The organism is Catenuloplanes sp. NPDC051500 (assembly GCF_044454585.1).
Taxonomy (GTDB): Bacteria; Actinomycetota; Actinomycetes; order Mycobacteriales; family Micromonosporaceae; genus Catenuloplanes.
In genome coordinates this window covers 104,457-127,949 of the sequence record NZ_JBITDX010000010.1, presented here as the reverse complement: position 1 = coordinate 127,949, position 23,493 = coordinate 104,457, and the positions used below count along the sequence as shown (strand labels likewise).

Below are 23,493 nucleotides of genomic sequence, written 5' to 3'. Positions count from 1 at the left end.
AACGCGGGCGTTACACGATGTTCCGTTACACGGAACAGGCTGTCAATACATGAAACACATCGGAGTTCATGCATGCAGCGGTCACCCAACATGGGCAGCATGGAGACGCACAGCAGTCGGCAACGAGCCAACCTGTGCAGGTTTTAAAGATCTAGATCAATACCCAACACATCGACGTGGGTACGGATGAGAGCCCTCTTGACGGCGTTCCGTTGTACGGGACAATGTTCTCGCCAACGAAACAGGGAGGGTCCATGCCCAACATCACGGTGGAGCTGCTGTCCGGCCGGACGCTTGATCAACGGCGCGAGTTCGCCGAGGCCGTCACCGCGGCCGCGGTCGAGATCCTCAAGGCGCGTCGGGCCTCGGTGCGCATCCGCTTCGACGAGATCGAGCGCGAGGACGTGGCGAACGGCGGCACCCTGGAGTCCGACCGCACCGAGTGAGAGACGGGCCCGCCGGGCGCCAAAGGTCGCCCGGATGCGCGGACGCCCTCACAGAGTGGGCGTCCGCGCCTCAGCGCCGCCCCGATGACAGACCTTTACATCGTCTGGATGGTCGCGATGCGCTCTTCGAGCTGCTCGATCGTCGCCTGGGCGCTGGGCGGGCCGCCGCAGAGGCGCCGCAGCTCAGCGTGGATTTTGCCGTGCGGCAGGCCGGTCCGGTGGTGGTGCGAGGCGACAAGCGTGTTGAGCTTCCGGCGCAGCCCGACCCGGCGCTCCCCGGCTGTGAGCGGCACGACCGGGGCCGGGGCCGCGGGTGCGTCGTCCTTCTGCGCGGCCTTCCGGCGCTTCTGCGCGGCCAACTGATCGGCCTGGCGCTTGTTGAGCAGCGTGGAGACCTGCTCCGGGCTGAGCAGGCCCGGCAGCCCGAGGTACTCCTCCTCCTCAGGCGTGCCCGCCTGGGCGCCGGTGCCGAAGGACGCGCCGTCGTAGATGACCTGGTCCAGCTCGGCCGTGGCGGAGAGCGCCTGGAAGCGCTTCTCCAGCTCGCCGGACGCGTCCTCCTTCTTCTGCGCCCGCTCCAGCGCGTCGTCGTCGAACCCGTCGTCCTCCTTCGGCGCGCCGAGGACGTGGTTCCGCTGGGCCTCCATCTCGCTGGCCAGCCCGAGCAGGTGCGGCACGCTGGGCAGGAAGACGCTCGCGGTCTCGCCCTGCTTCCGGGCGCGCACGAACCGGCCGATCGCCTGCGCGAAGTAGAGCGGCGTGGACGCGCTGGTCGCGTAGACGCCGACGGACAGGCGCGGGATGTCGACGCCCTCGGACACCATCCGGACCGCGACCATCCAGCGCTGGTCGCCGTCGGAGAAGGTGGCGATCCGCTTCGAGGAGTCCGGGTCGTCGGAGAGGACCACCACGGCCCGCTCGCCGGTGATCTTCTCCAGCACCTTCGCGTACGACCGGGCGGTCTGCTGGTCGCTCGCGATGACCAACCCGCCGGCGTCAGTGATGCCGTGCCTGCGGATCACCGTGAGCCGGTTGTCCGCCGCGCGCAGCACCTGCGGCATCCAGTCGCCGGCCGGGTCAAGCGCGGTCCGCCAGGCCTGCGCGACCAGATCCTTCGTCATCGGCTCACCGAGGCGCGCCGCCAGCTCGTCGCCCGCGTTCGTCCGCCACCGCGTCTCGCCGGAGTAGGCGAGGAAGATGACCGGCCGGACCACGCCGTCGCGCAGCGCGTCCGAGTAGCCGTACGACGAGTCGAACTTGGACTGCTGCAGGCCGCTGTCGTTGCGCTCGTAGAGCACGAACGGGATCGGGTTCTCGTCCGACCGGAACGGCGTACCGGTGAGCGCCAGCCGCCGCACCGCGGGCTCGAACGCGGCCTTCACGCCGTCGCCCCAGGTGCGCGAGTCGCCCGCGTGGTGGATCTCGTCCAGGATGACGAGCGTGCGGCGGGTCATGGTGCGCCGCCGGTGCACGTGCGGGGCCATGCCGACCTGCGCGTAGGTGACGACGGCGCCGTGGAAGTCGGCGGCGGAGTGCAGGTCCGCGTTGCGGAACGCGGCGTCCAGCTGGATGCCGACCCGGGCCGCGGCATTCGCCCACTGCGTCTTCAGGTGCTCGGTCGGCGCGACCACCGTGACCGCGTCGATCGTGCCGTCGACGAGCAGCTCCGCCGCGATGCGAAGCGCGAACGTGGTCTTGCCGGCGCCCGGCGTAGCGACCGCCAGGAAGTCCTCGGAACCCTGCCGGAGGTATTTGACAAGTGCCTTGCGCTGCCAGGCTCGCAGCGGGGGGAAGGTCTCCAGCACCGGCGCCTTCGGACTCAACCCGCTCGCTCCCCCACCTGACACTGACGCTCAGCAAACGTCTGATTACACAAAAATGCCCCCGCGTCAACCGGCGCGGCGGCCCGGACCAGCATAGCCCTGAGCGAGGTCCTCGGGCTGGCCGGAAGGAGACAGATCACCGCCGTGCCGCGCGACGGTCAGGCCAGTGTCGGCGGGACCGGCGCGGACCAGGACCGCAGCAGCGCCACCACCCGGATCACGAAGATCAGCACCGCGGGTACGGCGAGTGTGAAGCCGTCGTGCTGCCCGGTCCGGACCAGCACCGCCACCAGCACCGCGCCGGCCAGCGCGGCCACCGCGTAGATCTCCCGCCGGAGCACCACCGGGATCTCGCCGAGAAGCAGGTCGCGGCCCACGCCGCCGCCGATGCCGGTGATCATGCCGGCCAGACAGGCGCCGACCGCCGGCAACCCGGCGTTAAGCGCCTTGAGCGTGCCGGCCACAGTGATCAGCCCGAGCCCGGCCGCGTCGAGCAGCAGCACGCTCCACCGGAGCCGGGAGAACTGCGGGTGCAGCCAGAACGTGGCGCCTGAGGCGATCGCGGCGGTGATCGCGTACCGCCAGTCCGCGAATGCGAGTGGCGGCGCGGCGCCGATGATCAGGTCACGGACTATGCCGCCACCGAGCGCGGCCACGAAGCCGACGAAGATCACGCCGAAGAGGTCGAGGCGTTTCGCCACCGCAGCCGAAGCCCCGGACGCGGCGAAGACGGCCACGCCGGCCAGGTCGGCGATCAACAGGGCGCTGGGGGTGCTCACCGCCGCAGAGTAGATCAACTCAAAGGCGGTGCCAGAGAACCGCGCCGGTCACGTGACCGTCCCCCGGCGATCCGGCGCGGATCAACTCGATCTTCCTGTCAATCCTGCAGCGACTCGTAGATCTCTTTACATGCGGGGCACACGGGTGAGCCCGGCTTCGGAGTCTTGGTGACCGGGAACTTCTCACCGCAGAGCGCGATCACGTAGGTGCCCATCACGGCACTCTCCGCAATCTTCTCTTTCCGGACATAGTGAAACATCTCCGGACCGGTATCGGCTTCCTTGATCTCTGGGCGCTCAAGGATCTGGGTCGTCATTTTGCCTCACACCTCCAAAGGTCCCAGTCTGACAGCTCACTCGGGCCCGGTCCACCGGACTACGCGCAACCGCAGGTCCGTACCGTGGTGATCGTGAAAAACTCATCACTTCGCCACGGTGCCGAGGTGGCTGACGCGCTCCGCGACGGCCGCCCGGTGGTGGCTCTGGAGAGCACGATCATCTCGCACGGGCTGCCGCATCCGGACAACATCCGGGTGGCGGGCGAGATCGAGGACGCGGTCCGGGCCACCGGTGCGGTGCCGGCGACCATCGGCATGATCGGCGGTGAGCTGGTCGTCGGCCTGGACGCCGCGCAGATCAGCCACCTGGCGAGCGCCGAGGGCGTGGCGAAGCTCTCGGTCCGGGACCTGGCCGTCGCTGCCGCCCGCCGCGCGGACGGCGCCACCACTGTCGCGGCCACCAGCGCGATTGCGGCCGCGGCCGGAATCGGCGTGTTCGCCACCGGCGGCCTGGGCGGCGTGCACCGCGAGGCGAACATCACGTTCGACGAGTCCGCGGATCTGACCACGCTCGCCCGTACCCCCATCGTCGTGGTCTGTGCGGGTGTGAAGTCGATCCTCGACGTGCCCGCGACGCTTGAGCGGATGGAGACGCTCGGCGTGACAGTGGTCGGCTACCAGAGCCGCCGGTTCCCCGGCTTCTTCATCACCGACAGCGGGTACGAGCTGGACTGGGCCGTCGACTCGCCGGAACAGATCGCCGAGATGATGGCCGCGCAGTCCGCGCTCGGGGCCACCAGCGGCGCCACTGTCGTCGCGAACCCGCTCCCCGCCGACGAGCAGCTGGACACCGCGCTTCACGACCGGACGCTTGCGGACGGTCTCGCGCTGCTGGAGCAGAACAAGGTCACCGGCAAGGCCGTGACGCCGTTCCTGCTCTCCTACTTCCACTCCGCGACCGACGGCGCCAGCCTGGCCACCAACGTCCGGATCATCCTGCGCAACGCGGACCTGGCCGGCCGGATCGCGGTCGCCGCCGCCACCCGGTCCTGACCGTGGGCCGCGTCCTCGTCGTCGGCGACGTGATCACCGACGTCGTGGCCGTGCTCGACGGCCCGCTCGCGGCCGGCTCCGACACCTCGGCGGCCGTGCGCGTCGCCGGGGGCGGGCAGGCCGCGAACACCGCCGCCTGGCTGGCCGCCACCGGCACCCCGGTCACGCTGGCCGGTGTGGCCGGCGACGACCCGGCCGGCGACGCGCGGCTGGCCGAGCTGACCGCCGCGGGCGTGACAAGCGCGGTGCGCCGGGCGGCCGGCGCGGTCACCGGCACCATCATCGTGCTCAGCACCGGCGCGGACCGCTCGATGATCAGCGACCGGGGCGCGAACCTGCTGCTCCGGCCCGCGGACGTGGACGCGGCGCTCAGCGCGGACGTCGTACACCTTCATCTGTCTGGTTATGCCCTGCTTGACGCCGCGTCGCGGCCGGCCGCGGCACACGCGCTCCGCACCGGCGTCCCGGCCAGCGTGGACGCGGCCTCCGCCGCGCCGCTCCGGGAGATCGGGGCGACAACCTTCCTGCAGTGGGTACGCGGATGCGCGCTCCTGCTTGCGAACGCGGACGAGGCGTCGGTGCTGGCCGGCCCCGGCCACCCGGCCGATCAGGCCCGGACCATCGCGGCCGCGACCGGCGGCACCGCAGTGGTCAAGCGCGGACCGGCGGGCGCGGTCTGGGCGGCGGCGGACGGCACCGTGGTCGAGTTGCCGCCCGCACTCGCGGTCGAGGTCGATCCGGTGGACCCGACCGGCGCCGGCGACGCGTTCGCCGCCGGGCTGATCGCGGCGCTTCTCCGCGGCGCATCCCCGCTGGACGCGCTGGCCGCCGCCCACGCGCTCGGCGCCCGCGCGGTCACCACTATCGGCGCCCGCCCACCCCGATAGCGCCCCCGATCGGCGCGATATGGGTTCCGGCCACGCACGGGTCCGGAAGGGAGGAGCGTCAGCGACGACCGTTGCCCGCGGGAGCGTGCGGGCAGCACCACCCGCAGAATGGGTAAAAGGTTTGAAACTCGTGCCCTTCGGGAATTGCCTTTCGATTTCGGAACCGTCAGGGCTCGTAGTCGATCGTGCGGGGGGCCTGCTCGGCGGGCAGCGCGGTCTGGCTTGGCTCGACGCGGTCGGTGGGGCGCCGCATGCGGTGCTTCTCCTTGGGCGGGCCGTCATTCGCGAGGATCACCGCGAGCCAGGGCAGGATGACCATGCCAGCCGCGCAGAGCGAGAGCCAGAGCGGCAGCCACGGCGCCTGCACGCTGATCAGGACCCCGCCCACCACCAGGCATAACGTGCGGATCAACATCATCACGACGTAGCGGATCTGGCGGCGGCGCAGGTCGTCCGCGGGGTTCGGCGGTGCGTCGGTGATCAGGCTGGGCCTGCGCTCGTAGCGTCCCACCGAAACCCTCGATTCCGCGGGCGATCATCTCCCGCGATCCCATCCTTGCACTTCTGCCGGGCGGTCACCGCCTGGGCCGCCGCCGTGAAACTTTTCTCCATTCCATGCCACATTCCAGCGTTTGCGAACACGATTCTTTTTGCATGTATAAAACACGACTCACCCGATTTAGGACCGTTTCTGGGTTCCGATCATGGGGGCCCATGGGCATTAATTGGACGCAGCGGCCAATCGGTTCGCTATCGCCTAAACCGGGAGAAATACATGCGTATCTCGAAGATCGTCGCTGGCGTCGCTCTGGCCGGTGTCACCACCTTCGGTGGCTTCGCTCTGGCCGCTCCGGCCATGGCCACCGGCGGCAGCGGCGGCGGCGGCTCGACCAGCACCTCGCTTGTCGACATCTCCGGCATCAACATCCTGAACGGCAACGAGGTGACCCTGCTGCAGAACGTGTCGGTGCCCGTCGCGGCCGGCCTGTGCGGGATCAACGTCAACGTGCTCTCGCAGCTCATCGACAACAACCAGATCTCGGACTGCTCGCCGTCCTCCAGCAGCACCATCCTCAACAACGCGCTGTTCAAGAACTTCAAGATCAAGAAGCACTGATCACGCACTTTCCCCCCGCGTGATCAACGCATCCCCCACCGAGGGCCCGGCACTCCCAGTGCCGGGCCCTCGGCCCATTCCCACCCCGAAAGTGGCACGGGGCGGCCGAAACAGGGAATCATCGGTAGCGTGCACGGCGAAACGGAGGCCCACATGAGCGCAGCGACTGTCGGCGCCCAGATGCCACCCGACATCACGCTCGCCCACGTCGCCGCGATGGCGGACGCTGACGAGCACCACCGCTATGAGCTCAGCCGTGAGGGGGTTCTGTCGATCATGCCGCCCGCATCACCGGAGCATGCACTGATCGTTTCCCGGCTCGTGCACTGGCTCTACCTGCACGGCTTCGGACCCGAGGAGATCACCTCCGACTGCGGCATCGACGTCGGCGGCGGCGGCCAGCCAGACCTGACGATCTGGGCAAAGGGCAAACCACCACGCCGCGCCCGCTCCAGCTACGCCGGAATCGACGGGCTACTCGTCGCCATCGAGGTGATCTCGCCGGACAGCGAGATCATCGACCGCGTGATCAAGCGCGGGGAGTACGCGGCCGCGGGCATCCCGCGTTACTGGCTGGTCGAGCGCGACGAGGCCACCACGGTGCAGATGCTTCGCCTGTCCAGCGGCGGATACGAACCGGAGCAGGAGCCACGTCCGCTGACCTGGCTGCTCAACGGCCCGATGATCGAGCTGATCTAGGGACCACGGGAGTCAGGGCTTCGCGGCGGCCTTCACCGACTGCTTGTACTCGCGGACCTGCGCCAGCGACACCTGGTCGACGATGTCCGCGACCGAGCGGCGGGAGCCGTCCTCGCCGTAGACGCCGGCCGCCTCGCGCCAGCCCTCCGGCGTGACGCCGAACTGCTTGCCGAGCAGCGCCGCGAAGATCTGCGACTTCTGCTTGCCGAAACCGGGCAGTTCCGCGATCCGCTTGACCAGGTCCTTGCCGGTCGCCGCCTCGTTCCACAGCCGCGCCGGGTCGCCGTCGTAGCGCTCGACAAGCATCGCGCACACCTCCTGCACGCGGGCGGCCATCGCCTTCGGGAAGCGGTGCAGCGCGGGCGTCCGGCCGAAGATCTCGGCCAGCGCCTCCGGCTCGAAGCCGGCCAACTCCGCCGCGGTCGGCTCGTGCCCGAGCCGCTCCACAAGCACCCACGGCGACGAGAACGCTTTCTCCAGCGGGATCTGCTGGTCCAGCACCATCGCAGTCAAAAGCATCAAGCCATTTCGATTTAAAAGCTTGTTCGCCTCAGGGGCAATGGGCAGCGAGAGGGCCATGACGTCATTCTGCCAGCCAGCTCCCTCACACCAAGATCGATAGGTCAATGAGCACCGCTTACCGGTGAGTACTTGACGTACTTGACGTACTTCGCGCAACAGGGGCAGACTTGAGGCGAAGGAAGGTGGCGAGATGCCGACGGTTCACTACGAGAGCTACACGCAAGCCCGGACCCACCTCAAGGCCCTGCTGGATGCCGCCGAGCGCGGGCGTGTCGCGACGGTCCGGCGAGATTCGCGGACGACCGCCATTGTCGATCAGGAACGACTCCGCTTCTTTCTCGCGTCCGTGGCACCCGCACGGGCCGAGATTGTGGCCGAGGATGGAGGCTGGTCGGTTCTCATGCCCGACCTGCCCGTGGCCGCCGACGGATCGACAATCGACGAGGCTCTCGACGAGACGATCACCGCCCTGCGCGAGTACGCCGAGGATTGGCAGGATCACCTGCTGGACGCACCCAACCACGCCGCCAACTGGGGTCTGGTCCAGCTGATCTGCCTCAGCAACGACGAGCAGCTGCGACATTGGCTGGTAGGAACGGGACAATGACCTGGCCCCAGCCGACACGCCAGTTGCACGAGACGTTCTGCGAGACCGAGGGCTGGGATCGCGTCCGCGACGCCCGCGGACGGACCGGCACTCATCACATCACGTACGAGTTGCGACTTCGGGACGCCCGCATCCTGCGCACCAGAATCTCTCACCCGGCCGATCGGACCACCTACGGACCGCGCATCTGGAACCACATCCTGCGCGACCAGTTGGAAGTGAAGGCTGCCGAGTTCTGGCAATGCGTCCAGGACGGCGTAAAACCCGCCCGCGGCGCCCCGGAGACTCCAGCCGAGTCCCTTCCCCTCGAACTCGTCTATCTCCTCATCAACCGTGTCGGCCTCACCGAAGCGGAGGTGGCCGCCATGACGAAGGATGAAGCCGTCGCCCGCCTGGGCCGGTTCTGGGCCGAGGGCTCCTGACCCGCTGGATCGCCTCGGCGGCAGGTGGTATCAACTGCGCGCAGCCCCGAGAACGGGAAGAATGATGGAATGAGCAGGTCGTCGATCGTTGCGGAGCTGGATCTGTCGCCGCATCCGGAGGGTGGCTGGTACCGGCAGACCTGGCGCAGCGGGCACGAGTTCACGCCGGCCGGCTATCCGGGTCCGCGCGCGTCCGCGACCGCCATCTACTTCCTGCTGCACCCGGGCGAGGAGGCGCGCTGGCACCAGGTGCGCTCGGACGAGCTGTGGCTGTGGCACTCGGGCGGGCCGATGACGCTGCGGATGGGCGGTACCGGCGACGGGCCGAGCGAGTTCGTCAGGTCGCTCGTGCTGGGCTCGGACCTGGTCGCCGGCCAGCGGCCACAGGGCCTCGTGCCGGCCGGAACATGGCAGGCGGCGTCGCCGGCCGGGCACGAGCCCGCGCTTGTCACCTGCATCGTCGCGCCCGGTTTCGAGTTCGACGACTGGCGGCTCGCCTAAGCGATCACGCCGATGAGGAACAATGAGCGCCGTGACCGACATGCTCCTTTCCGACGACGGCGTCCAGCAGCTCCGCGAGGCGCTCACCCGCACCGGCTACACCTCCAGTGGCATCGCGGACCGGCTTGGGCCGGACGCGACCGCGGCGGTGGGGCGCAACGACTTCCGGGCCGCGTTGCGCGTGACGGAGGACCGCGACCCGCTGGCCACGCTGATCCGGCTGTTCGTGTGCGGGCAGACCGAGTCGGAGCAGGACGTGGCCCGGGTGCTGCCGCCCGAGGCACTGCGGGCCGGCTTCGTCGAGAAGGACGGCGACGGTCTCCGCCAGGGGATCGACCTCGAGCCGTACGGCGACGACTACTGGATCGTCGCGGACGTGCCGGCGCGCCTGGGCCGCCCGCTACCGGCCGATCACGTGCTCGGCGTCGGCGGCGCCTCGACCACACTTGCGGCCGCGACCATGCGCCGCCGGGTCGGCACCGCGCTTGATCTCGGCACCGGCTGCGGCATCCAGTCGCTGCACCTGCATGAGCACGCGGAGCACGTCACGGCGACGGACCTGAGCGAGCGAGCGCTGCGGTTCGCCGCGACCACCGCGGCGCTCAGCGGCCAGAGCTGGGAGCTGCTCCGCGGCGACATGCTCGAGCCGGTCAAGGGCCGGAGATTCGACCTGGTCGTCAGCAATCCGCCGTTCGTTGTCGGGCCGGGCGTGGCCACCCACACGTACCGCGACTCCGGCCGTCCTGGCGACGCGATCTGCCGGGAGCTTGCCGAGAAAGCTCCGAGCCTGCTCAACGAGGGCGGCACCATGCAGTTCCTGGCGAACTGGGAGCACATCGCGGGCGAGGAGTGGGAGGACCGGGTCGCGGGCTGGCTGGCCGGCACCGGGCTGGACGCGTGGGTGATCCAGCGCGAGGTAGCGGACCCGGTGGCGTACGTGGACCTGTGGCTGGCCGACGCGTCCGACGGCGGCGACCCGCACCGCAAGGCCGCCTGGCTGGACTGGTTCGACGCACAGCGGATCGAGGCGGTCGGGTTCGGCCTGATCAGCCTGCGGCACACCGGCGCGGCAGTTCCCGCGGTCCGGATCGAGGATCTCCGCCAGCAGGTCGAGGGCACGCTCGGCGAGCGGGTACGCGAGTGGTTCGGCCGTCAAGACTGGCTGCGCGACCACGACCGCGCCGGGCTGCTCGCCGCCCGCTACCGGCTGGCCGAGGGCACCCAGCTGCTCCAGGAGGCGACCATGGGCGACGAGGGCTGGCTGGTGGACCGCCAGGTGCTGCGCTTGACCCAGGGCGCGCGCTGGTCCGAGGAGGTGGACCCGCTGGTGTTGGCGCTGGTCAGCGGCGCGGACGGCCGGGTGCCGCTCCGCGAACAGCTGTCCGTGCTGGCGCTCGCGCACGAGGCCCCGGAAGAGGATCTCGTCGATGCCGTGCTGCCACTGATCGGTCACCTGGTGGAGCGCGGCATCGTGGTGCCCGAGTCGTAGCGAGCGAAAGCCTTGCGACCGGCGGATACTGTGCCTGACGGAGCCAGCCCGGGGACACCCCGGACCCCGCCAGACACAGATCCTACGGAGGACGTCGTGGTCTTCAAGCGGTTCATGCAGGCCCTCGGTGTGGGCGGCCCATCGGTCGAGACGGTGCTTGCCAACCCGAACGCCCGTCCCGGCGGTCACCTCGAGGGCCAGGTGCACGTCCAGGGCGGCGATCACGCCGCCGACATCGAGTACGTCTCGCTCGGCCTGGTCACCCGGGTCGAGGTGGAGAGCGGCGACAGCGAGTACGACACCACGCAGGAGTTCCACAGGCAGCGGCTGACCGGCCCGTTCCGGCTGGAGGCAGGCCAGCGGTACGACATCCCGTTCCGCTTCGACGTCCCCTGGGAGACGCCGATCACGCACGTCTACCACCAGTACCTGCACGGCATGACCATGGGCCTGCGCACGGAGCTGGAGGTGGCCCGCGCGGTCGACAAGGGCGACCTGGACCAGGTGGCGGTCTTCCCGCTGCCCGCCCAGGAACGCATCCTGGACGCGTTGCAGCAGCTCGGTTTCCGCTTCACCCGGGCGGACGTGGAGCGGGGCCGCATCCACGGCGTCGAGCAGACTCTGCCGTTCTACCAGGAGATCGAGTTCTACCCGCCGCCGCAGTACGCGTCCGGCATCAACCAGCTGGAGCTGACATTCGTGGCCACCGCCCGGCAGCTCCAGGTGGTGCTGGAGATCGACAAGCGGGGCGGGCTCTTCACCGAGGGTCACGACGCGTTCGGCCGGTTCACCGTCGACTGGGCCACCGCGGACCAGACGAACTGGGCCGCGCAGTTGGACAACTGGCTGCGTCAGTCCGCCCAGCGCCGCGGCCTGTTCTTCTAAACAAGATCAAAATCTTGCCACGGTACGGCCCGAGCGCCCACGATCCCGTCAGAGGTCGAGGATCAGGGTGTTCGGGCCGGCGTTGACTGACTCGACCATCATCTGCGTCCGGAACCGCCCGGTCTCCACCTTGGCACCCCGGTCGCGCAGCGCTTCCACCACAGCGGTGAAGATCGGCTCCGCGACCTCGGCCGGAGCCGCCGCCGACCAGGTGGGCCGCCGCCCCTTCCGAGCATCGCCGTAGAGGGTGAACTGGCTGACCACGAGGATCCCCGCTCCCAGGTCGGCCGCGGACCTCTCGCCGGGCAGCAGCCGTACCTCATGGATCTTCCGGGCCATCGCCTGTGCGACCGCCGGCGTGTCCGTGTGGGTCACCCCCACCAGGACCAGCAGCCCCTCCCCGATGGCGCCTATCACCTCTCCACCCACAGTCACGCTGGCCCTACTCACCGTCTGAATCACCGCTCGCATGGCCGCCACCCTGCCATAAAGCCGACTGAGGACTCCTCATCTACGGCGAACGCAGGGAAGCTCTCCCGGATTAGTGCCACAAGGGGTTCGCCTTACCTCCGCTTAACGGGGTTTGGAGAAAGCTGTCTCTCACCGGCACGACGTGTTGGTAACGCGCCACTTGTTGGAAGCGGGGAGGGGACTCACAGTGGTCCTGCAGATGATGACGGAGAACACGATCAGCCCGGTCTTCACGGCCGGTGAGAAAATCACCGCGGCGGAGGACGTCGTGGACATGGTCGTCGACCTGGACGCCACCGACGAGCGCGGCGTCTCGGCCGACCTGGTGCGCGCCTACCTGAACGGGATCGGCCGCACGAAGCTGCTCACCGCCGTGCAGGAGGTCCAGCTCGCGAAGCGCATCGAGGCCGGGCTATACGCCGAGGAGCTGCTCGGCGCCACCGCCGGGCACGCGCAGGCCGCGGAGCTGACCGTCATCGTGGCCGAGGGCCGCAAGGCCAAGGACCACCTGCTTGAGGCGAACCTCCGGCTGGTCGTGAGCATCGCGAAGCGCTACACCGGCCGCGGCATGGCCTTCCTGGACCTCATCCAGGAAGGCAACCTCGGCCTCATCCGCGCCGTCGAGAAGTTCGACTACACCAAGGGCTACAAGTTCTCCACCTACGCCACCTGGTGGATCCGACAGGCCATCACCCGCGCCATGGCCGACCAGGCCCGCACCATCCGCATCCCGGTGCACATGGTCGAGCAGGTCAACCGCATGGTCCGGGCCCGCCGCGAGCTGTCCGTGTCGCTGGGCCGCGAGCCGTCGGTCGCCGAGATCGCCGTTGCGATGGGCGTGCAGGAGTTCCAGGTCATCGAGCTGATCTCGTACGACCGGGAGCCGGTCAGCCTGGACCAGGCGGTCGGCGAGGACGGCGAGAGCGCGCTCGGCGACTTCGTGGCTGCGGCAAGCGTCCAGCCCGGCGAGAGCTCGTCTCCCGGCGAGCTGCGCAACGAGGTGGAGATCGTGCTCTCCTCGCTGTCCCAGCGCGAGCAGGCCGTGATCCGGCTGCGCTTCGGCCTGGACGACGGCCGGCAGCGCACGCTTGACGAGGTGGGCCGCGAGTTCGGCCTGTCCCGCGAGCGGATCCGCCAGATCGAGAAGGTCACACTGCTCAAGCTGCGCGACCCCAGCCGTGCCTCCCGCCTGGAGGCCTACGCCTGCTGAGCGGGCCGAAGACGGCGGCAGGCCGGTGGATGAGGGGGCTCGGTCCACCGGCCTCGCCGCTGATGCGCGTCGGCCGCCGGTCCGATCGGGGGGAGTGATCGGGCCGGCGGCCGCCGCGAGGTGCGGCTCCCGGGTGAGGTCGCGGGGGGAGGCGAGTCGCCCGGGGCCGCGGTTGCGGGGAGTGTGGACTGTGGATCAACCGGTCGGCGCCGGGCCGGGGACACGGACGCCGCGGACCAGTTCCGCGCGGACCAGAACGTTGCGGACCTCGCCCTCCGCGCCGGACGGATCGAGCTCGACGCCGGTCAGACCGAGCCACTCCAACGCCGGATACGCCGCCGGGTCCGCGCCGAGCCGCGTGATGCGCAGCGTCAGCGGCCCGTTGCCGTAGCAGTAGTCCGTCTGCTTGATGCGCAGGACGTCACCCATGCCGATCAGATGATCGGCGGCCGGCAGGCGCAGCTCCAACTCGATCCGGACATCATGGTCAATCATCGCGTCGTCCTTCAGGCAGGCCGATGCAGCTGATGCAGTCGTGGACTTCAGACCCGGGCGGGCCGGGATTGCCGGTTTGCGCCACACGTCACAACGCGACGGGGGTCTCTCCGTCCACTATTTACTGACTATCCCGCGTAAACAAGTGGTCACGATGAGTCGATCAATGCGACTTTGAGCGCGTGGTGCACACAAAACGTGGAAGTTGCAAATTGCACCTCGTCCGGGTGTCAAGATCCGTCGCGGAGACGTCTCGGACCCGGATCACCGCGCTCCGACGGGCTGCCGACCTGCACCGACGCGTGCAGCACGGCGCAGCCGTCCGGGCGGGCGAGCACCGGATTGAGTGACAGCGAGCGGATCTCCGGGTGCTCGTCGACAAGCCGGCCGACGCGCACCAGCAGATCGGCAAGCGCGGCCCGGTCCACCGGCGCGGCCCCCCGGAAACCACGCAGCAAGGGTGCGCTGCGCGGCTCGTCGACAAGCGCGGCCGCGTCCAGATCGGTGAGCGGCGCGGCACGCCAGGCCCGGTCACCGAGCAGCTCCATCGCCACGCCACCAAGTCCGAAGCCGACGATCGGGCCGAACTGCGGGTCCTCCACCACCTCGACCACGCACGCGACCCCGGGCGCCACCATCGGCTGCACGATCACCTCCGTGCCGAACGGGGACAGCTCGCGGTAGGCGCGGTCCACGTCGGCCGCGGAGCCCAGGTCCAGCCGGACCGCGCCGAGGTCGATGCGGTGCCGCATCCCGCCGCCGGCCGCCTTCAGCGCCACCGGGTACCCGTGCAGGCCCGCGGCCGCGACCGCGTCAGCCGCCGAACGCGCGGTGACGGACGGCACCAGCGGGATGCCGTACGCCGCGAGCAGGTCGCGCACGCTCGGCGTACCCCCGGCGATCATCTCTGTTGCCTTGGAGCGGTCGATGTCGTGCAGTTCGGGGAGCACGCCTGGCGGGCGGCGCAGCCAGTCCGCGTAGGTGACGACGCGGGACAGCGCGCGCACCGCCTCCTCCACGGACGGGTAGGACGGGACGCGGGCCGGCAGCGTGCCGGCGAGGAACATCGCGACCGTGGGCTTCTCCCCCGCGAGTGCCACGCTCGCGACCGCGGAGGCGAAGTCCGCGTCCTCGTCCGCGTGCTGGCCGGGCAGCGGCGGCGCGAACACCGCGACCAGCGCGTCGACCCGGTCGTCAGTGGCCGCGTCGGCAAGCGTGTCCGCGAACTCGTGCGCGCCGGCGACCGGCGGCACGTCGTGCGGGTAGCTCTCCGCGAGCGTCAGCCCGGACGTGTGCACCGCCGCGGCCGCGAGCGCGGTCAGCGCGGACGAGTTGCCGACCACGCCGATCCGCCGGCCGGCCGGCAGCGGCTGGTGGGCGAGCAGCACGCCCACGTCGAACATCTCCGCGACTGTGTCCACCCGGATCACGCCGGAGCGGGCGAACAGTGCGGTGACCGCGGCCGGGTCCAGGCCCGGCACGTCCGGCGCGAGCGCGGGCGGGCGCCGCGACGACGCGACCGCCACCACCGGCTTGGTACGGCCGGTACGGCGCGCCAGCCGGGCGAACTTGCGCGGGTTACCGAACGTCTCCAGGTAGAGCAGGATGACGTCGGTCGCGGGGTCGTCCTGCCAGTACTGCAGCAGGTCGTTGCCGGAGACGTCGGCCCGGTTCCCGGCCGAGACGAAGCTTGACAGCCCGAGCCCGCGCCGGTCCGCCGCGTCAAGCAGCGCCACGCCGAGCGCGCCGGACTGGCTGAAGAAGCCGACCCGGCCCGCGGTCGGCAGGTGCGGCGCGAGCGTGGCGTTCAGCCGGACCTCTGATGACGTGTTCGCGATGCCGAGACAGTTCGGCCCGATCAGGCGCATGCCGGCGTCCCGGGCCGCGCGCAGCAGGTCCCGTTGCGCGGCGGCGCCGTCCGGGCCGGTCTCCGCGAAGCCTGCCGAGACCACCACAAGTCCCCGCACGCCGGCCCGTGCCGCGTCCGCGACCACCGCGGCGACCGACTGTGGTGGCACCGCGACCAGCGCGAGGTCGATCTCGGTGGCCGCGTCCACCGCGCTGCGCAGCGCGGGCAGCCCGGCCACCTTCGCGGCGGTCGGATGGATCGGCAGCACCGGGCCGGTGAAGCCGCCGTCGCGCAGGTGGGCCAGGAGCGCGGCACCGATGCCCTGGCCGCTGGCGCTGGCGCCGTAGACGGCTACCGCGCGCGGGGCGAGCAGCGGGACGATCGAGCGGGCCTCGGTACGGTGCTCGCGCCGCTCCTGCACCTCGACGGAGAGTTCGGTGGGCGCGATCGGGAACGTCAGGTGGACCACGCCGTCTTCGTACTTGCGCGCGATCGAGTAGCCGGCGTCCGCGAAGACGCGGAGCATCGCGCCGTTGGCCGGCAGCACCTCCGCGACGAACCTGGTGATGCGCTCCTGCCGGGCGGCCGCGGCCAGGTGTTCAAGCAGCACCGAGCCGATGCCGCGGCCCTGGTGCGCGTCCTCCACCACGAACGCGACCTCGGCCTCCGGGGAGTCGGCGCCGAGGCGCTCGTACCGGCCGACCGCGAAGATCTGATCGCCCTGCGTCATCACCAGCGCCTCGCGGTCGTGATGGTCCACGGTGACGAAGCGGCGCAGATCCCGCTCGGGAATCCGGGGGTACGGGCTGAAGTAACGCAGATAGCGGGTGCGCTCGGAGAAGCGGGAGTGCATGGCCACGATGGCCGGCCCGTCCTCCGGCCTGATCTGCCGCAGGCGGGCGGTGCTGCCGTCGCTGAGCAGCACATCCGCATCGCGGGCCGGGTCGGTCATCAGTCCCTCGGGTCGTGCGGGTCCAGGCCGTGCAGCGGGAACACGGCGCGGCGGGTGGCCATCACGGCCCGGTCCACCGCGTCCGGCTCGCCCTCCGGCTCCCAGGGCACGTAACCCGGATCGATGTCGTCGGTCATGGTCTCCGGGATCTCCGCGTCACCCAGGTGGCCCTGCGCGATGCGCTGCCGGGCGAACGCGCGCCACTCCGGCGGTGTGGGCGAGGACGGGTCAAGCGGCGCGCCGGTCGCGATCGCCAGCAGGTGCGTCCAGGCACGCGGGACCACCTCGACAAGCGCGTATCCGCCGCCGCCGGTGGCCAGCCAGCGTCCGCCGCACAGTTCGTCGGCGAGCCGGCGGAACGATTGATAGGTGGCCCGCTGGCCGTCCACGGACAGGCGCAGGTCGGCCAGCGGGTCCAGCCGGTGCGCGTCCGCACCGCACTGGGTGACCAGGATCTGCGGGCGGAACGCACGCAGCAGACCGGGGACGACCGCGTGGAACGCGCGCTGCCAGCCGGGATCCGTGGTGCCGGGCGGGAGCGCGACGTTGACCGCGTAGCCCTCCGCCCCGGGCGCGCCGGTCTCGTCCGGGAAGCCGGTGTTCGGGAAGAGCGCGAGCGGCGTCTCGTGCAGGCTGATCGTGAGCACCCGAGGGTCGTCGTAGAACGCGGCCTGCACGCCGTCGCCGTGATGCACGTCCGCGTCCACGTAGGCGATCCGCTCCGCGCCCAGGTCCAGCAGGCGGGCGATCGCGATGGCCGGGTCGTTGTAGACGCAGAAACCGGCCGCGCGGCCGGGCATCGCGTGGTGCAGGCCGCCGGCCACGTTGACCGCGCGGGTCGCCTCGCCCTTCCAGATCGCCTCGGCAGCCGCGACGGTGGCGCCGGCGATGCGCGCGCTGGCCTCGTGCATGTTCTCGAAGACCGGGTTGTCCGGGCTGTTCAGCCCGTACCCGGAGAAGAACGGGTCGTGGATGGCGGTGCGGACCGCCTCGATGTAGTCCTTGGTGTGCACGCGCTCGATAAGCGCGTCGTCCGCGATGCCCGGCGCGATGATCCGCACGCCGGGGCGGCGCAGGATGCCCAGCTCGCGGGCGAGCGCCATGGTCAGCTCCACCCGGACCGGGTTGAGCGGGTGGTCGCCCAGGTCGTACTGGAGAAGGGACTCGTCCCAGACGACGGCCGTGCCGGCTGAACCTGATGTCGGGCTCTCCATGCGGCAATCGTCGCACGGGGAAAAGCTGAGCGCCGGACCAGCTGTGAGCTTTCCGCCGGGCAGTTCTCCCCCGGCGGGCGTGTCGACTCCTTCGATGGGTCCACTGTCACGGGCCGGGCGGCCCGATTCACAGACCCCGATGACCGGCGGCCCGGAGCGCGCCGTCGAGCGCGCCGAGCGCCTGCCCGGTGATCACGGCGCGGTCCTGCTCGGGATAGCCGCGCTCGGCCCAGCGCAGGCAGGCAGTGTCCAGGAAGCCGAGGTAGCCGTGCAGCGCGTAGTCGAGCCGGTCACCGTCGGTCTCGAGCATCGCGCGCATCAACCGGACGTAGTAGGCCCGGCTCTCCGCGCGCAGCTCGGTGGCGACCGGGGGCTCGCCGCCCGGCGACAGCAGCGGCGTCACCCAGCCGACCGCCCAGGTGGTGACCGTGTCCAGGTAGACGCGGATGCTCTCGGCCAGGCGCTCGCGTGGGGTGGCGTCCTCCGCGAGGGCGGCGTCCGCCACGCGCTGGCGGTCGAGCAGCAGCCGGACCGCCTCGCGCACGGTGGCCAGGTAGAGGCCGCTCTTGCTGCCGAAGTAGCGGTGGACCAGGGCCTCGGAGGCGCCGGCCGTGTCGGCGACCCGGGCCACGGCGACCTGGTCGTACGGATGGGCGGCGAAGGCCTGGCCGGCGGCCGTGAGGATGGCCTCGCGGCGGGCCGCCTCGCCGAGCCGCTGCCGGGGACGGCGATCGGTGCGGGTCACGGTACCCACCGTACCGCGTTATTGAGTTAGGCTCAGTAGGATCGTGAATCTTTCTTCGGTACATCTGAGAGGGCGCCATGGGCTGGGTCGAGCACGCGATCTTCTGGCACGTCTATCCGCTCGGCTTCACCGGCGCACCCCGCGCGGCCGGGCCGGGCGAACAGGTCGTGCACCGGCTGCGGCACCTGGAGGGCTGGCTGGACTACCTGATCGAGCTGGGCTGCAACGGCCTGCAGCTGGGTCCGGTCTTCGCGTCGTCCACGCACGGATACGACACGGTCAATCATCTCCTGATAGATCCCCGCTTAGGCGATGATTCCGATTTCGACGGGTTGATCGCCGCCTGCCGGGATCGCGGCATCTCCGTGCTGCTCGACGGCGTCTTCAATCACGTCGGGCGGGACTTTCCGCTGTTCCAGGCCGCGCTGACGGGGTCGGCGGGCGCGGCGGACTGGTTCCGGCGCGACGGGAACGGGTGGGCCACGTTCGAGGGGCACGACGCGCTTGTCGCGCTGAACCACGAGTCGGAGGCGGTCCGCGGCCATGTGACAAAGGTGATGAACCACTGGCTCGACCGGGGCGCGGCCGGGTGGCGGCTGGACGCTGCCTACGCGGTACCCCCGGAGTTCTGGCGCGCCGTGCTCCCGGCCGTGCGCGACCGGCACCCGGACGCCTGGATCGTCGGCGAGGTGATCCACGGACTTGAGGAGTACCGGGAGAAGGCCGGCCTGGACGCGGTCACCCAGTACGAGCTGTGGAAGTCGATCTGGAGCTCGCTCAACGACCGGAACATGTTCGAGCTGTCCTGGACGCTTGAACGGCACATCCCGGACACGCTCACGTTCGTCGGCAACCATGACGTGACCCGGCTCGCGTCCCGGCTGCAGAATCCCGCGCACATCGGGCACGCGCTTGCGGTGCTGTTCACAGTTGCGGGCGTGCCGAGCGTCTACTACGGGGACGAGCAGGCGTTCCGTGGCGTCAAGGAGGAGCGGGCCGGCGGGGATGACGAGATCCGGCCCGCCTTCCCGTCGACGCCGGACGAGCTGGCGCCGTTCGGGGCGGAGGTGCTGCGCACGCATCAGCGGCTGATCGGGCTGCGGCGGCGGCATCCGTGGCTGGCCCGTGCGCGGACGACGGTGGCCCACCTGACGAACCGGCAGATCGCGCTGCGCGCCACAGACGGGCGGTCGGTGGTGGTGACGCTGCTGAACACCGATGACGCGCCCTACCGGTTCCCGGGCGTGGACGGCGGGCTGAGCGTGGCCGAGTCCTCCGGGGCACACGCGGATCCGCATCTGGTGCCGGGGCATGGGTGGACGGTGCTCAACTCCTGAACGAGGACGGGCTCCGAGCGGGCGGTCGGGCGCGCTGCCGTACCGATGACGGATCTTGATTTTGATCTTTTGCCTGGTAGAACGGGCCGTCCGGTGGGTTAGCGGAGCCGGGCGGCCCGGGTAGCGTCGCCCGGGACCTGTTTTCGGCGCGAGGAGCGGCATGGCCGGGTATGTGGTGATCGGGGCGGGGATCGTCGGGCTGGCGACCGCGCACCGGCTGACGATCGAGTACCCGGACGCCACGGTGACCGTGATCGACAAGGAGCCCCGGGTCGCGGCGCACCAGACCGGGCACAACTCCGGCGTGATCCACGCGGGCGTGTACTACAAACCGGGCAGCCTGAAGGCGACGCTGTGCCGGGCGGGCAGCGCGTCGATGGTCGCGTTCGCGGAGGAGCACGGGATTCCCGTGGAGACCTGCGGGAAGCTGATCGTCGCCACGGAGGCGGGCGAGCTGCCACGGCTGCGGGCGCTGTTCACCAGGGCGACCGAGAACGGGCTGCCGGTGCGGATGCTGTCCGGCGAGGAGGCCCGGGAGTTCGAGCCGCACGTCTCCGCGGTCGCGGCGATGCGCGTGGCGTCGACCGGGATCATCGATTACACCGCCGTCTGCGAGACGCTGGCACAGTTGATCACCGCGAACGGTGGGCGGATCCTGCTCGGCGCCACGGTCACAGGTGTATCGCGCGGCACAGTCACCACCGACAAGGGCGACATCGCCGCGGATTTCGTCGTCAACTGTGCGGGGCTGCAGTCCGACCGGATCGCCCGGCTCGCCGGGATCCGGCCCGCCGCGCGGATCGTGCCGTTCCGGGGCGAGTACTACGAGCTGCGCGAAGACCGCCGGCACCTGGTCAACGGCCTGATCTACCCGGTGCCCGACCCGCGCTTCCCGTTCCTCGGCGTCCACCTCACCCGGATGATCGACGGCAGCGTGCACGCCGGGCCGAACGCGGTGCTCGCCACCGCGCGCGAGGGCTATTCGTGGAGCAGGATCAACGCGCGCGACCTGGCCGAGGTGGCGGCGTTCCCCGGCATGTGGCGGCTCGCGCGCCGGCACCTCAGGTACGGCCTGACCGAGGTGCGGCGGTCACTGTCGAAGCCGCTGTTCGCGCGCAGCCTGGCCCGGCTCGTCCCGGAGATCACCGAGGCGGACCTGGTGCCGTCCGAGGCCGGCGTCCGGGCGCAGGCGATCCTGCCCAGCGGCGAGCTTGTCGACGACTTCCTGATCGAGTCGCGCGGCGGGCAGGTCCACGTGCTGAACGCGCCGTCGCCCGCCGCGACAAGTTCACTTGAGATCGCAAAACACATTGTTTCGCAGCTCGCGGCCGTTTCGCCGAATTAGCGGAGTGGCGGGACTTTCGTCCGGGCCGCGCACCCCGTACGGTTTCCGCGACAACCGTGATTGTGAGGAGTGGACGTGCGCAACCGGTTCACGGCGGCGACGCTGGGCCTATTGCTGACCACCGCACTGCTCACCGGCTGCAATCAGTCCGAAGAGGGCACGGACGCGGGCCCGCCGGTGCGGGCGCGGGTGGACGACTCCCAGGCGGAGATCGCGGGTGGCGCCTGCGAGCTGCTCAACTTCGGCGTCGTGCACGACTTCCTGGACGTCGAGTTCAATGTGTCCGCGGCCGGTGAGCAGAAGGAGACGATCACCTGTGTGCTCCAGCAGGGTGACGCTCCGTGGCCGGACCTGAGACTCGCCGTCAGTGAGACATCGGCCGATGCGGACGTCTTCGCGTCCGATGTGAAGCCGGACGGTGCGGCGGTGGTGAAGGGCCTCGGAAAGACCGCCTATCAGATCGTCGCGGACCCGTCCGGTGAGCACGGCCCGTCCGCGGAGATCGGCTGGCTGTCCAGCAACGGTCGCATTCTGATGCTGCGATACACCTTCGCGAAAGATCAGCAGAAGGCCGCGGCCACCGAAATCGCGCCGGTCCTGGTCGACATGGCGAAAGACCTCGACGCCACGCTGACCACCGATTGATCCGGTCAATGCGAAACCCCCGGCGCGTCACCGCAACCGGGGGTTCTCACTGTCATGCAGCGACTCAATTACGCAGCGGCGACGAAAACGCGCGACGCCACCTCGCGCGGAAGCTTGATCTTGTCGCCGGAACGGTCGATGGTAACCGCGTCCCGTTCCTGTGCCACTGTCACGACCGCGCCCGGATCGACGCCCGCGGCGTGCAACTGACGCAACACATCCGCATTCGTCTGGACGCTCTCGCAGATGCGCGAGACCACGACGTCGCCGGTCAGCCCCGGGAACGCGAGGTTGCGCTCGCCCGGCCGCGCCACCTCGTCGGACGGCCCGTCACCAAGCGCCTCCAGGCCCGGGATCGGGTTACCGTACGGCGAGCGGCTCGGACGGTTGAGCAGCTCGAAGACCCGCTTCTCCACGGCGTCGCTCATCACGTGCTCCCAGCGGCAGGCCTCCTCGTGGGCCTCCTCGTAGGGCATGCCGATGATGTTGACCAGCAGAAGCTCGGCCAGCCGGTGCTTACGCATGACCGACACGGCGTGGTGACGCCCCGCGTCCGTCAGGTGCAGATGACGGTCGTTCTCCACCCGCAGCAGCCCGTCCCGCTCCATGCGGGCGACGGTCTGACTGACTGTGGGGCCGCTCTGGTGCAGGCGCTCCGCGATTCGCGCACGAAGCGCGGGCACCCCCTCCTCTTCGAGCTCGAGGATGGTCTTCAAATACATTTCGGTGGTGTCGACTAGGTCGTTCACGACGGCAGCCCTCCCTGGGTGGCGATTCTACCTTGCGAACCCGGCACCGGACTTGGCCGAAGAATGGTAAGGGCAAGTGCCGAAGGGTGGTGTTGACTAAGGACTTGTGACCCTACCGGACGATCTTCTTATCGATGCCCGAGCGCTCTCCGCCCTGCTGCGCTCCGACACCCCGCCGACGCTGCTCGACGTGCGCTGGAGCCTGACCGGTCCACCCGGCCGCAACGCCTACCAGGCCGGACACCTTCCCGGCGCGGTCTTCATCGATCTGGACGCCTCGCTCACCGGCCCGCCCGGCACCCGCGGCCGGCACCCGCTCCCCGCCCCCGGCGCGCTCCAGGACGTGCTGCGCGCCGCCGGGGTGTCCGACTCCCGCTCTGTTGTCGTCTATGACGTGGGCGACCAGTGGGCCGCGGCACGCACCTGGTGGACGCTCCGCTGGGCCGGCCACCCGGACGTGCGCGTGCTTGACGGCGGCATCGCGGCCTGGACCGCGGCCGGCCTGGACACGACAGCCGGCATTCCCGCCCCCGAGCCCGGCGACTTCACTGTGCGCCCCGGCGGCCTGCCCGTGCTCGACGCGGCCGGCGCTGCCACCACGGCGTCCGGCGGTGTGCTTATCGACGCCCGCGCGCCCGAACGCTACCGCGGCGAGGTCGAGCCGATCGACACGGCCGCAGGCCACATCCCCGGCGCGGTGAACGTGCCGACCGCGGGCAACACCGGCCCGGACGGCCGCTTCCGGCCCGCCGCCGACCTGCGCGCGCGGTTCGCCGAGGCCGGCGTCACCCCGTCGGCCGGCCCAGTCGGCGCCTACTGCGGCAGCGGCGTCACCGGCGCGCACACGGTGCTGGCGCTGCACCTCGCGGGCCGGCAGGACGCGGCGCTGTATGTCGGCTCCTGGAGCGAATGGATCACCGACGAGACCCGCCCCCGGGCGACAGGCACAGACTAAGAACTGGATCTTCCCGCT

At 70.4% G+C, this 23,493-nt stretch carries 26 protein-coding genes; 15 read left to right on the top strand and 11 right to left on the bottom strand.

The genetic code is table 11. From position 1 onward, the window contains the following. Positions 1-254: 254 nt before the first annotated feature. Positions 255-446: a tautomerase family protein gene (locus ACIA8K_RS21630; protein WP_396061905.1), complete on the top strand. Its 192-nt coding sequence runs from the start codon at positions 255-257 to the stop codon at positions 444-446. Positions 447-541: 95 nt separating this feature from the next. Here ACIA8K_RS21630 and ACIA8K_RS21625 read toward each other — a convergent pair whose 3' ends face one another. From ACIA8K_RS21625 to ACIA8K_RS21615, 3 genes are all read right to left on the bottom strand, one after another. After that, positions 542-2,269, bottom strand: a complete 1,728-nt coding sequence (locus ACIA8K_RS21625) for a DEAD/DEAH box helicase (RefSeq protein ID WP_396061903.1) — start codon at positions 2,267-2,269, stop codon at positions 542-544. Between the two features lie 158 nt (positions 2,270-2,427). Beyond that, positions 2,428-3,048 carry a trimeric intracellular cation channel family protein gene (locus ACIA8K_RS21620; protein WP_396061901.1) on the bottom strand — a complete coding sequence of 207 codons (621 nt, stop codon included), beginning with the start codon at positions 3,046-3,048 and terminating at the stop codon, positions 2,428-2,430. A 98-nt stretch (positions 3,049-3,146) separates the two neighbouring features. Next, positions 3,147-3,365 (bottom strand): DUF3039 domain-containing protein, encoded by a 219-nt coding sequence (locus ACIA8K_RS21615; protein WP_396061899.1) that lies wholly within the window; start codon positions 3,363-3,365, stop codon positions 3,147-3,149. Between the two features lie 93 nt (positions 3,366-3,458). Here ACIA8K_RS21615 and ACIA8K_RS21610 point away from each other — a divergent pair, with 93 nt between their 5' ends. Beyond that, complete coding sequence (locus ACIA8K_RS21610; protein ID WP_396061897.1) at positions 3,459-4,379, top strand: pseudouridine-5'-phosphate glycosidase; 921 nt, start codon at positions 3,459-3,461, stop codon at positions 4,377-4,379. Next, complete coding sequence (locus ACIA8K_RS21605; RefSeq protein ID WP_396062231.1) at positions 4,376-5,266, top strand: carbohydrate kinase family protein; 891 nt, start codon at positions 4,376-4,378, stop codon at positions 5,264-5,266. The genes ACIA8K_RS21610 and ACIA8K_RS21605 overlap by 4 nt, the downstream gene beginning before the upstream one ends. Before the next feature lie 166 nt (positions 5,267-5,432). Here the strand turns inward: ACIA8K_RS21605 and ACIA8K_RS21600 are convergent, their stop codons facing one another. Continuing rightward, positions 5,433-5,777, bottom strand: a complete 345-nt coding sequence (locus ACIA8K_RS21600) for a DUF3099 domain-containing protein (RefSeq protein WP_396061895.1) — start codon at positions 5,775-5,777, stop codon at positions 5,433-5,435. Between the two features lie 264 nt (positions 5,778-6,041). Between ACIA8K_RS21600 and ACIA8K_RS21595 the strand changes: the two genes are divergently transcribed. Together ACIA8K_RS21595 and ACIA8K_RS21590 are read left to right on the top strand one after the other, a co-directional pair. Next, on the top strand, positions 6,042-6,383 hold the full coding sequence (locus ACIA8K_RS21595) for a hypothetical protein (RefSeq protein ID WP_396061893.1): 342 nt from the start codon (positions 6,042-6,044) through the stop codon (positions 6,381-6,383). 153 nt (positions 6,384-6,536) lie between these two features. Beyond that, on the top strand, positions 6,537-7,082 hold the full coding sequence (locus tag ACIA8K_RS21590) for a Uma2 family endonuclease (RefSeq protein ID WP_396061891.1): 546 nt from the start codon (positions 6,537-6,539) through the stop codon (positions 7,080-7,082). A 12-nt stretch (positions 7,083-7,094) separates the two neighbouring features. Here ACIA8K_RS21590 and ACIA8K_RS21585 read toward each other — a convergent pair whose 3' ends face one another. Further along, positions 7,095-7,661 carry an HhH-GPD-type base excision DNA repair protein gene (locus ACIA8K_RS21585; protein ID WP_396061889.1) on the bottom strand — a complete coding sequence of 189 codons (567 nt, stop codon included), beginning with the start codon at positions 7,659-7,661 and terminating at the stop codon, positions 7,095-7,097. 133 nt (positions 7,662-7,794) lie between these two features. Between ACIA8K_RS21585 and ACIA8K_RS21580 the strand changes: the two genes are divergently transcribed. From ACIA8K_RS21580 to ACIA8K_RS21560, 5 genes are all read left to right on the top strand, one after another. Next, on the top strand, positions 7,795-8,211 hold the full coding sequence (locus ACIA8K_RS21580; protein ID WP_396061887.1) for a type II toxin-antitoxin system HicB family antitoxin: 417 nt from the start codon (positions 7,795-7,797) through the stop codon (positions 8,209-8,211). Next, a complete protein-coding gene (locus ACIA8K_RS21575; RefSeq protein WP_396061885.1) occupies positions 8,208-8,633 on the top strand; it encodes a hypothetical protein in 426 nt (141 codons plus the stop codon). Before ACIA8K_RS21580 ends, ACIA8K_RS21575 begins: the two co-directional genes overlap by 4 nt. A gap of 69 nt (positions 8,634-8,702) precedes the next feature. After that, positions 8,703-9,134: a cupin domain-containing protein gene (locus ACIA8K_RS21570; RefSeq protein WP_396061883.1), complete on the top strand. Its 432-nt coding sequence runs from the start codon at positions 8,703-8,705 to the stop codon at positions 9,132-9,134. A gap of 40 nt (positions 9,135-9,174) precedes the next feature. Beyond that, complete coding sequence (locus ACIA8K_RS21565; protein ID WP_396062229.1) at positions 9,175-10,623, top strand: methyltransferase; 1,449 nt, start codon at positions 9,175-9,177, stop codon at positions 10,621-10,623. Positions 10,624-10,719: 96 nt separating this feature from the next. Next, a complete protein-coding gene (locus ACIA8K_RS21560; protein WP_396061881.1) occupies positions 10,720-11,508 on the top strand; it encodes a sporulation protein in 789 nt (262 codons plus the stop codon). A gap of 48 nt (positions 11,509-11,556) precedes the next feature. On the opposite strand, the gene dtd is transcribed toward ACIA8K_RS21560, so the two are convergent. Beyond that, on the bottom strand, positions 11,557-11,979 hold the full coding sequence (gene dtd, locus ACIA8K_RS21555; protein ID WP_396061879.1) for a D-aminoacyl-tRNA deacylase: 423 nt from the start codon (positions 11,977-11,979) through the stop codon (positions 11,557-11,559). A gap of 274 nt (positions 11,980-12,253) precedes the next feature. Here dtd and sigB point away from each other — a divergent pair, with 274 nt between their 5' ends. Then, positions 12,254-13,189, top strand: a complete 936-nt coding sequence (gene sigB, locus ACIA8K_RS21550) for an RNA polymerase sigma factor SigB (protein ID WP_396062227.1) — start codon at positions 12,254-12,256, stop codon at positions 13,187-13,189. 195 nt (positions 13,190-13,384) lie between these two features. On the opposite strand, the gene ACIA8K_RS21545 is transcribed toward sigB, so the two are convergent. The 4 genes from ACIA8K_RS21545 to ACIA8K_RS21530 form a co-directional block, all read right to left on the bottom strand. After that, a complete protein-coding gene (locus tag ACIA8K_RS21545) occupies positions 13,385-13,684 on the bottom strand; it encodes a hypothetical protein (protein WP_396061877.1) in 300 nt (99 codons plus the stop codon). 230 nt (positions 13,685-13,914) lie between these two features. Beyond that, a complete protein-coding gene (locus ACIA8K_RS21540) occupies positions 13,915-16,485 on the bottom strand; it encodes a GNAT family N-acetyltransferase (protein ID WP_396061875.1) in 2,571 nt (856 codons plus the stop codon). Then, positions 16,485-17,699, bottom strand: coding sequence for an acetoin utilization protein AcuC (locus ACIA8K_RS21535; RefSeq protein ID WP_396061873.1), 1,215 nt, complete (start codon positions 17,697-17,699; stop codon positions 16,485-16,487). The genes ACIA8K_RS21540 and ACIA8K_RS21535 overlap by 1 nt, the downstream gene beginning before the upstream one ends. A 127-nt stretch (positions 17,700-17,826) precedes the next feature. Then, positions 17,827-18,444 (bottom strand): TetR/AcrR family transcriptional regulator, encoded by a 618-nt coding sequence (locus ACIA8K_RS21530; RefSeq protein WP_396061871.1) that lies wholly within the window; start codon positions 18,442-18,444, stop codon positions 17,827-17,829. 77 nt (positions 18,445-18,521) lie between these two features. Between ACIA8K_RS21530 and ACIA8K_RS21525 the strand changes: the two genes are divergently transcribed. From ACIA8K_RS21525 to ACIA8K_RS21515, 3 genes are all read left to right on the top strand, one after another. Then, positions 18,522-19,781 carry an alpha-amylase family protein gene (locus ACIA8K_RS21525; RefSeq protein ID WP_396061869.1) on the top strand — a complete coding sequence of 420 codons (1,260 nt, stop codon included), beginning with the start codon at positions 18,522-18,524 and terminating at the stop codon, positions 19,779-19,781. A gap of 160 nt (positions 19,782-19,941) precedes the next feature. Continuing rightward, positions 19,942-21,126 (top strand): L-2-hydroxyglutarate oxidase, encoded by a 1,185-nt coding sequence (gene lhgO / locus ACIA8K_RS21520; protein WP_396061867.1) that lies wholly within the window; start codon positions 19,942-19,944, stop codon positions 21,124-21,126. 75 nt (positions 21,127-21,201) lie between these two features. Further along, positions 21,202-21,771, top strand: a complete 570-nt coding sequence (locus ACIA8K_RS21515) for a hypothetical protein (RefSeq protein ID WP_396061865.1) — start codon at positions 21,202-21,204, stop codon at positions 21,769-21,771. 68 nt (positions 21,772-21,839) lie between these two features. Here the strand turns inward: ACIA8K_RS21515 and ACIA8K_RS21510 are convergent, their stop codons facing one another. Next, positions 21,840-22,520, bottom strand: coding sequence for a metal-dependent transcriptional regulator (locus ACIA8K_RS21510; protein WP_396061863.1), 681 nt, complete (start codon positions 22,518-22,520; stop codon positions 21,840-21,842). Positions 22,521-22,626: 106 nt separating this feature from the next. On the opposite strand from ACIA8K_RS21510, the gene ACIA8K_RS21505 reads away from it, so the two are divergent. Then, a complete protein-coding gene (locus ACIA8K_RS21505; RefSeq protein WP_396061861.1) occupies positions 22,627-23,475 on the top strand; it encodes a sulfurtransferase in 849 nt (282 codons plus the stop codon). Positions 23,476-23,493 lie beyond the last annotated feature (18 nt).

What these genes read in the sequence shown, in the direction of transcription:
- ACIA8K_RS21630 (WP_396061905.1), top strand. Translation starts at nt 255, where the DNA reads ATGCCCAACATCACGGTGGAGCTGCTGTCCGGCCGGACGCTTGATCAA.
- ACIA8K_RS21615 (WP_396061899.1), bottom strand. Translation starts at nt 3,365, where the DNA reads ATGACGACCCAGATCCTTGAGCGCCCAGAGATCAAGGAAGCCGATACC.
- ACIA8K_RS21595 (WP_396061893.1), top strand. Translation starts at nt 6,042, where the DNA reads ATGCGTATCTCGAAGATCGTCGCTGGCGTCGCTCTGGCCGGTGTCACC.
- ACIA8K_RS21590 (WP_396061891.1), top strand. Translation starts at nt 6,537, where the DNA reads ATGAGCGCAGCGACTGTCGGCGCCCAGATGCCACCCGACATCACGCTC.
- ACIA8K_RS21585 (WP_396061889.1), bottom strand. Translation starts at nt 7,661, where the DNA reads ATGGCCCTCTCGCTGCCCATTGCCCCTGAGGCGAACAAGCTTTTAAAT.
- ACIA8K_RS21580 (WP_396061887.1), top strand. Translation starts at nt 7,795, where the DNA reads ATGCCGACGGTTCACTACGAGAGCTACACGCAAGCCCGGACCCACCTC.
- ACIA8K_RS21575 (WP_396061885.1), top strand. Translation starts at nt 8,208, where the DNA reads ATGACCTGGCCCCAGCCGACACGCCAGTTGCACGAGACGTTCTGCGAG.
- ACIA8K_RS21570 (WP_396061883.1), top strand. Translation starts at nt 8,703, where the DNA reads ATGAGCAGGTCGTCGATCGTTGCGGAGCTGGATCTGTCGCCGCATCCG.
- ACIA8K_RS21565 (WP_396062229.1), top strand. Translation starts at nt 9,175, where the DNA reads ATGCTCCTTTCCGACGACGGCGTCCAGCAGCTCCGCGAGGCGCTCACC.
- dtd (WP_396061879.1), bottom strand. Translation starts at nt 11,979, where the DNA reads ATGCGAGCGGTGATTCAGACGGTGAGTAGGGCCAGCGTGACTGTGGGT.
- sigB (WP_396062227.1), top strand. Translation starts at nt 12,254, where the DNA reads ATGGTCGTCGACCTGGACGCCACCGACGAGCGCGGCGTCTCGGCCGAC.
- ACIA8K_RS21545 (WP_396061877.1), bottom strand. Translation starts at nt 13,684, where the DNA reads ATGATTGACCATGATGTCCGGATCGAGTTGGAGCTGCGCCTGCCGGCC.
- ACIA8K_RS21540 (WP_396061875.1), bottom strand. Translation starts at nt 16,485, where the DNA reads ATGACCGACCCGGCCCGCGATGCGGATGTGCTGCTCAGCGACGGCAGC.
- ACIA8K_RS21535 (WP_396061873.1), bottom strand. Translation starts at nt 17,699, where the DNA reads ATGGAGAGCCCGACATCAGGTTCAGCCGGCACGGCCGTCGTCTGGGAC.
- ACIA8K_RS21525 (WP_396061869.1), top strand. Translation starts at nt 18,522, where the DNA reads ATGGGCTGGGTCGAGCACGCGATCTTCTGGCACGTCTATCCGCTCGGC.
- lhgO (WP_396061867.1), top strand. Translation starts at nt 19,942, where the DNA reads ATGGCCGGGTATGTGGTGATCGGGGCGGGGATCGTCGGGCTGGCGACC.